The organism is Kitasatospora sp. NPDC004240, assembly GCF_053603215.1.
Map to the genome: position 1 here is coordinate 20,648 of NZ_JBSGFD010000116.1, position 6,613 is coordinate 27,260.

Genomic DNA, 6,613 nt, shown 5'->3' on the forward strand with positions numbered 1-6,613 from the left:
AACTTGTCCGATTACCGGCAGCCGGCCGTGCCGGCGTGTGGAGCCGGCCCCGGGAGCCCCGGTCTCAGACCGGCACCTCGACGTACGTCCGCCCGGCCGCCACCGCAACCGCCGTACCGCCGGTCGCCTCGGCCAGCCAGGTGTGGAAGGCCGCCACCTCCGGCTCCGGCACGCCGACCTCGATCCGCACCCCGGTGGCCTCGTACGCCAGGTCGCTCACCGCGTGGCCGGCGGCCCGCAGGTCGTTCTCCACCCGCCCGGCCCGGGTGTGGTCGACGGTGACCGCGAGCAGCGCGACCGGTCGGCGCTCCAGCAGTCCCACCGCGTCCACCGCCTCGGACACCGCGCTCCCGTACGCCCGCACCAGCCCGCCGGCGCCCAGCTTGACGCCGCCGAAGTACCGGGTCACCACGGCCACCGTGTCGGTCAGCCCGCGTCGGCGCAGCACCTCCAGCATCGGCACCCCGGCGGTGCCGCCGGGCTCGCCGTCGTCGCTGGAACGCTCGCGGCGCTGCTCGTCGCCGACCACGAAGGCGGTGCAGTTGTGCCGGGCGTCCCAGTACTGCTTGCGGATGCCCGCGATGAAGGCCTGGGCCTCCTCCTCGTCGGTGACCCTGGCGAGGTGGCAGATGAACCGGGACTTCTTGATCTCGGTCTCGTGGCTGCCGGCGCGCCGGATGGTCAGGTACGGCCTGGGGGTCGGCTCCGGCGTGGCGGACATGGCGCGGCGGCTCTCCTGCGGGTGCGGGGACGGCGGTCGGACGGCACCGGCGGGCGGGGGACCGGCGGGGCCGGCGCAGCACCTGCGCCGACCCCGCCAGCCTAGGGCCTCTCTTGTGGATCAGGTCGAATCAGGCCGCGGGGTCTGGGTGCGTGCATCGCAAGGCGGAGGTGGGGGCACCTCCCGGCCGGAGGCTGGGGGAGGAGTCCATGCGGTGGGGGCACCTCCCGGCCGAAGGCCGGGGGCCATCGGCGACCGACGACAACGCGGCGAGGGACGTGCCCAGACGTCGCGGACCCGGGCTGAGCCACACGAGAGGCCCTGTCCGTCCCGGGGTCCGCGGTCAGCGGCCCGCCAGCGCGTCCAGCTCCGCCCGGCCCAGGCCGGTCAGCCGGGTGACCTCGGCCGGGTCGACCGCGCCGCAGTCCAGGCCGCGCAGCAGGTAGCCGCTCAGCGCCCGGGCGGTCGCCGGCTCGTCCATCACGTCGCCGCCGGCCTTGGCCACGTACGCGGCGAGCCGGGCGGCGGCCGCCTCCAGGCCCTCGCGGTAGAAGGAGTAGACGGCCGCGTAGCGGGTCGGCAGGTGCGCCGGGTGCATGTCCCAGCCCTGGTAGTAGGCACGGGCGAGCGAGCGCCGGACCAGGTCGTGGTGGAGCTTCCAGGCGGCGTGGACCCGCTCGCGCGGCCCGGTCGGGACGACGTTGGTCGAGCCGTCGGAGAGCCGCACGCCCGTCCCGGCGGCGGCCACCTGCATGACCGCCTTGGCGTGGTCGGCCACCGGGTGGTCCATGCTCTGGTGGGCGGCGGAGACCCCGCAGGCCGCGCTGTAGTCGAAGGTGCCGTAGTGCAGACCGGTGGCCCGGCCCTCGGCGGCCCCGATCATCCGGGCCACGGTGGCCCGGCCGTCGGCGCCCAGGATCGCCTGGGTGGTCTCGATCTGGATCTCGAAGCCGATCCGGCCCCGCGGCAGCCCGGCGCCCCGCTCGAAGTCCTCCAGCAGCCGGACGAGCGCGGTGACCTGCTCGGGGTAGGTCACCTTGGGGAGGGTCAGCACCAGGCCGGCGGGCAGCCCACCGGCGTTCAGCAGGCCGGTCAGGAACAGCTCCAGGGTGCGGATGCCCCGGTCGCGGACCGCCGCCTCCATGCACTTGATCCGGATGCCGATGTACGGCGGCGCGGTGCCGTCCGCCACCGCGGCGGCGACCAGGGCGGCGGCGCGCACGGCGGCCGCGTCCTCCTCGGCGTCGGGGCGGGGCCCGTAGCCGTCCTCGAAGTCGATCCGCAGGTCCTCGACGGGCTCGCGCTCCAGCTTGGCGCGGACCCGGGCGTGCACGTCGGCGAGCAGGGCGTCGTCCGCCACGCCGAGCGCCGCGGCCAGCTCGGCCGGGGTGCCAGCGTGGGTGTCGAAGGCCTCCAGGGCACGACGGCCCCACTCGCGCACGGTGTCGGCGGCGAAGGCGTCGGCCGGGACGTACACGGTGTGCACCGGCTGCCGGGTGCCGGGGTCACCCGGGTAGCGGCGGGCCAGGTCGGCGTCGACCGGCGCGAGCAGCGCGTCCACGGCGGCCCGCGCCGCGGCGGAGAACGACGCCCCGCCCGCCGGTCCGGTACCGTCCAGCTCCACCTGCGACATCCGCACTCCTCCGCGCCGTGCCGCGCCGGCCCGCGCCGGAGCAGCACTTCAACAATTTGTTGAGGCGAAGGTAGCTCCGGTGGGATCGGCCGTCAATGGCCGCCCGAGCCGTGGACGCGTGTCGGCGGCCCGGGGCGCGGCGGCGTCGGCGGGCGTCCGGTCGAGGGCCGGGTCAGCGGGGAGCTCCCGGTCGAGGGCCGGGTCAGTCCCGCCCGGCGGAGACGTAGCGGTCCCGCAGCACCGGGAACAGCTCGGCGACGTCCTTCGGGTGCACCGAGCCGTCCGGCAGCGACCCCGTCACGCCGTACTGCTCGGTCAGCCAGGAGGCCAGCCGCTGCGGGTCGGGCTGGTGGTCGAAGGTGTCGATGTAGGTCACCAGCGCGTCGAAGCAGACGTCCGGGTCCAGCCGCGACGGGGGGGTACGCGGGCCCGGCTGCTCCTGGCGCTGCGCCGGCCCGGCCGGGAGTCCGGCCTCCTCGGGCGCGCCCGGCTCCCGGGGGTACTCGGCCTGCTGCTCCTCGTACGCCTGCTCCACCGCCTCGGCCAGCTCCGCCTCCGGACCGGCGGGGCTCACCGGCGCGCCGGCCGCCGGGGCACCGGCCGCCGGCTGCGGGCCGGTCGGACGCGGCGGCTTGAACCACGGCGAGGCCTGGCCGGGCACCCGCCCGCCCTGGGCGCCACCGCGCGCCGGCTTCTCGGTCCAGACGTTCAGCTCCTCGCGGGGCGGGGCCGGGGCCTGCTCCTCCGCGCCCGTCACCGCCTCCTGCGTCGTCCGGAGCCGGACGGCCGCGAGCTTGGCCAGCATCGGCACCGCCAGCTCGGTCGCCACCGCGGGCACCGCACCCGCCGGATCGGCCTGCTCGGCGGGCCGCTCCTGCCGGGCCGCGGCGGGCGCACCCTGGGCCGGCACCGGGGTCGGAGTCGGGGTCGGCGCCGGGGCTGCGGCCGAGGTCGCGGCGGCGATCGCGGCCGGTGCGGGGGACGCGACGGCCGCCGAGGGCGCGGCCTGGACCGGCTCCTGGACCGCACGGGCCTTCTCGACCGCGCCGGCCTCCTCGTCCAGCCGGTCCAGCAGCGCCGGGTCCAGCGGAACGCCGAACTTGGCGAGCTTGAGCGGCAGCAGCGCCTGGATCGGCGCCGAGCGCCGCCAGCCCCGGCCGTACCGGAAGCGCAGCTGCGCCCGGTAGACCAGCCGGTTCTGCTCCAGCCGCACGACCTCCTCGTAGGAGCGGAGCTCCCAGAGCTTCATCCGCCGCCAGAGCCGGAAGGTCGGCACCGGCGACAACAGCCAGCGCATCATCCGCACCGACTCCATGTGCCGGTCGGCGGTGATGTCGGCGATCCGCCCCACCGCGTGCCGGGAGGCCTCGACGACGACCACGAAGAGCACCGGGATGACCGCGTGCATGCCCATCCCCAGCGCGTCGCCCCAGGAGGCGGCGGCGTTGAAGGCGATGGTGGCCGCGGTCAGCAGCCAGGCGGTCTGCCGCAGCAGCGGGAACGGGATCCGCAGCCAGGTCAGGACGAGGTCCAGCGCCAGCAGCACGACGATGCCGGCGTCCACGCCGATGGGGAAGGCGTAGGAGAAGGCGCCGAAACCTTTCTCCATCGCCAGGTCACGGACCGCGTTGTACGACCCCGCGAACCCGATGCCGGAGATCAGGACGGCGCCGGCCGCGACGACTCCGAGCAACACCCGGTGGGCCTTGGTGAGGGATGGGCGTGCCATTGCGTCTATCAACCCCTGGATCTCGGCTGCTGCCGTACGCTGCCTCGGCTGCCGGTTCCCGCACGTCGGGGCGCCGGACGGCTGGGCGGCCTCCGGGGCTCGGCCCACCGGAGTTTACTCGTACATCAGTTTCAGCGTCCGAGCCGCCCGGGGTGTCACCCCCGGGCCCCGCCGGGAGGGAGCGTCACCCCGTGCGCTCCGCCGTCCCGTTGAGATAGGCGAGCACCGCCAGCACCCGGCGGTTGGCGTCGTCCGCCGGGGAGAGCTCCAGCTTGGTGAAGATGTTCGCGATGTGCTTGGCCACCGCCCCGTCGCTCACCACCAGCCGGGCGGCGATCGCCGAGTTCGAACAGCCCTCGGCCATCAGCTCCAGCACCTCCCGCTCGCGCGGCGAGAGCCGCTGCAGCGGACCGGAGCGCCGCGAGGTGCTCTGCAGCAGCTTCGCGATCACGTCCGGGTCCATCGCCGTACCACCGGCCGCCACCCGCCGCACCGCGTCGATGAACTGGTCTGCGTTGAACACCCGGTCCTTCAGCAGGTAGCCGATCCCACCGGTGCCGTCCGCCAGCAGCTCCCGCGCGTACAGCTGCTGGACGTGCTGCGACAGCACCAGCACCGGCAGGCCCGGGATCTCCCGGCGCGCCTTGAGCGCGGCCTGCAGCCCCTCGTCGGTGAGCGTCGGCGGCAGCCGCACGTCGACCACCGCCACGTCCGGACGGTGGGTCAGCAGTGCCTCCTGCAGCTCCGGCCCCGTCTCGACGGCGGCCGCGATGGTGAACCCATGCGCCTCCAGCAGACGGATCAGGCCTTCCCGGAGGAGGTAGAGGTCCTCTGCGAGGACAACTCGCACGGCAGCTCCAAGGTGATGGTGGTCGGACCGCCCGACGTACTGTCGATGGCGAGGACACCGTCGAAGGTACCCAATCGCCGCTCGATCCCGCGCAGTCCGGTCCCCCGGGTGGGATCGGCCACGCCCACCCCGTCGTCGGTGACCGTGACCCGCAGGATGCCGGCCCGGTAGAGGATGTCCACCCAGACCCGGTCCGCGCCCGAGTGCTTGGCCGCGTTCGCCATCAGCTCGCAGATGCTGAAGTACACCGCCGCCTCCACCGGCGCCGGCGGACGGTCCGGCAGGCTCACGCAGACCTCCGTCGGCAGCGCGCTGTCCAGCGCCAACGCCCGTACGGCGTCGCCCAGTCCCCGCTCGGCCAGCACCGGCGGGTGGATGCCGCGGACCAGGTCGCGCAGCTCCTGCAGGGCCCGGGCCGAGGACTGCCGGGCCTCGGACAGCAGCTCCCGGGCAGCGGCCGGATCGCTGTCCAGCAGGTGCTCGATGGTCCCGAGGGTCATCCCGATCGCCACCAGCCGTGCCTGGGCGCCGTCGTGCAGGTCCCGCTCGATCCGCCGCAGCTCGGCGGCCTGGCTGCCGACCGCGTCCGCCCGGGTCTCCGTCAACTCCGCCACCCGGCGGGTCAGCTGGGCGTGCGTGGCCCGCCCGTCCTGGTCCAGCACCCGGCGCGCCGCCTCCGCGTACAGCCGCACCGCGTACGGCGCCAACAGCACGCCGAGCCCGATCAGCGCCAGCCCCAGCGACCCGCCCAGCAGCACCGACATCATCGGCGAGGGCCCGCTCCCGAACAGCGCCGAGCTCCGCTGGAACGACATCACCAGGACGACCAGGCCGCCCACCATCACCGCGCCGACCGGGGTCACCAGCGCCCCGACCAGCAGCGGGTTCACCACGAGCCAGACGACCTCGGAACGGGTCGCCCGGTCCCGCGCCGACCAGTGCAGCAGCTGGGCGAGCCTCGCCACCCACCGGGCCCGGTGGTAGGAGTACCCCGTCCACCAGTGCCCGCGCGCGTCGGACTCCAGCGCGGGCCGCGGGCTGTACACCACCGGCAGCCGGATGCCGTACCACCGCTCCAGCTGCCCGCGCGTACGCCGGGCCGTCCCCCGGACCAGCAGACCCGCCGCGGCCGCGGCCGCGACGAACGCCGCCACCGCGGCCAGCAGCGCCGCCGGGTACAGGAACCTGAACACCTCGGCGACCGCGGCGCCCACGAACATCGCAGCCAGGAACGGCAGTACCACGATCGGCACCGCTGCCGCCGCCAGCAATGTCAGCCGGCCCACCCCTCGCCCACCGGAGGCGAGCGCCGCCTCGGTCTGGGCGCGCACCGTCATGCCACCGGTTCGGCTCGCTGTCGTCACGGGGTACTCCTGAGGCTGGTCCTGATGCTGGTCATCCGGGATTCAGTGTTCCCGGTACGACGGCTCTCCGGCACTGGCCGTCCCACCCCACTTCCGGGGTGGTGCTAGGTCCACCCCGTCCCCGTGCCGCTGGCGGGGCGCCGGACGGTGATGCGCTGGACGTTTTCCCGTGGTTTTCCCGGGAAACGCGAGAAACCCCGCCCGGGTGCCCCGGGCGGGGGTTCTCTGAATGATTGTTCGGCGGCGTCCTACTCTCCCACAGGGTCCCCCCTGCAGTACCATCGGCGCTGTGAGGCTTAGCTTCCGGGTTCGGAAT

Annotated in this window: 5 protein-coding genes and 1 rRNA gene; all 6 read right to left on the minus strand. The window is 74.9% G+C overall.

Translation table 11 applies throughout. The features are described from left to right. Positions 1 to 64: 64 nt before the first annotated feature. Complete coding sequence (locus ACWEQL_RS27250; RefSeq protein WP_452152956.1) at positions 65 to 721, minus strand: YigZ family protein; 657 nt, start codon at positions 719 to 721, stop codon at positions 65 to 67. Positions 722 to 1,064: 343 nt separating this feature from the next. Beyond that, on the minus strand, positions 1,065 to 2,354 hold the full coding sequence (locus tag ACWEQL_RS27255) for a DUF6986 family protein (RefSeq protein WP_452152957.1): 1,290 nt from the start codon (positions 2,352 to 2,354) through the stop codon (positions 1,065 to 1,067). Positions 2,355 to 2,556: 202 nt separating this feature from the next. Next, positions 2,557 to 4,083 (minus strand): DUF2637 domain-containing protein, encoded by a 1,527-nt coding sequence (locus tag ACWEQL_RS27260; RefSeq protein ID WP_452152958.1) that lies wholly within the window; start codon positions 4,081 to 4,083, stop codon positions 2,557 to 2,559. 184 nt (positions 4,084 to 4,267) lie between these two features. Beyond that, entirely contained in the window at positions 4,268 to 4,933 is a 666-nt protein-coding gene (locus tag ACWEQL_RS27265; protein ID WP_452152959.1) for a response regulator transcription factor, read from the minus strand. Continuing rightward, positions 4,885 to 6,297, minus strand: coding sequence for a sensor histidine kinase (locus ACWEQL_RS27270; RefSeq protein ID WP_452152960.1), 1,413 nt, complete (start codon positions 6,295 to 6,297; stop codon positions 4,885 to 4,887). The genes ACWEQL_RS27265 and ACWEQL_RS27270 overlap by 49 nt, the downstream gene beginning before the upstream one ends. 235 nt (positions 6,298 to 6,532) lie before the next feature. Continuing rightward, a 5S ribosomal RNA gene (gene rrf, locus ACWEQL_RS27275) occupies positions 6,533 to 6,613 on the minus strand; the annotation flags it as partial.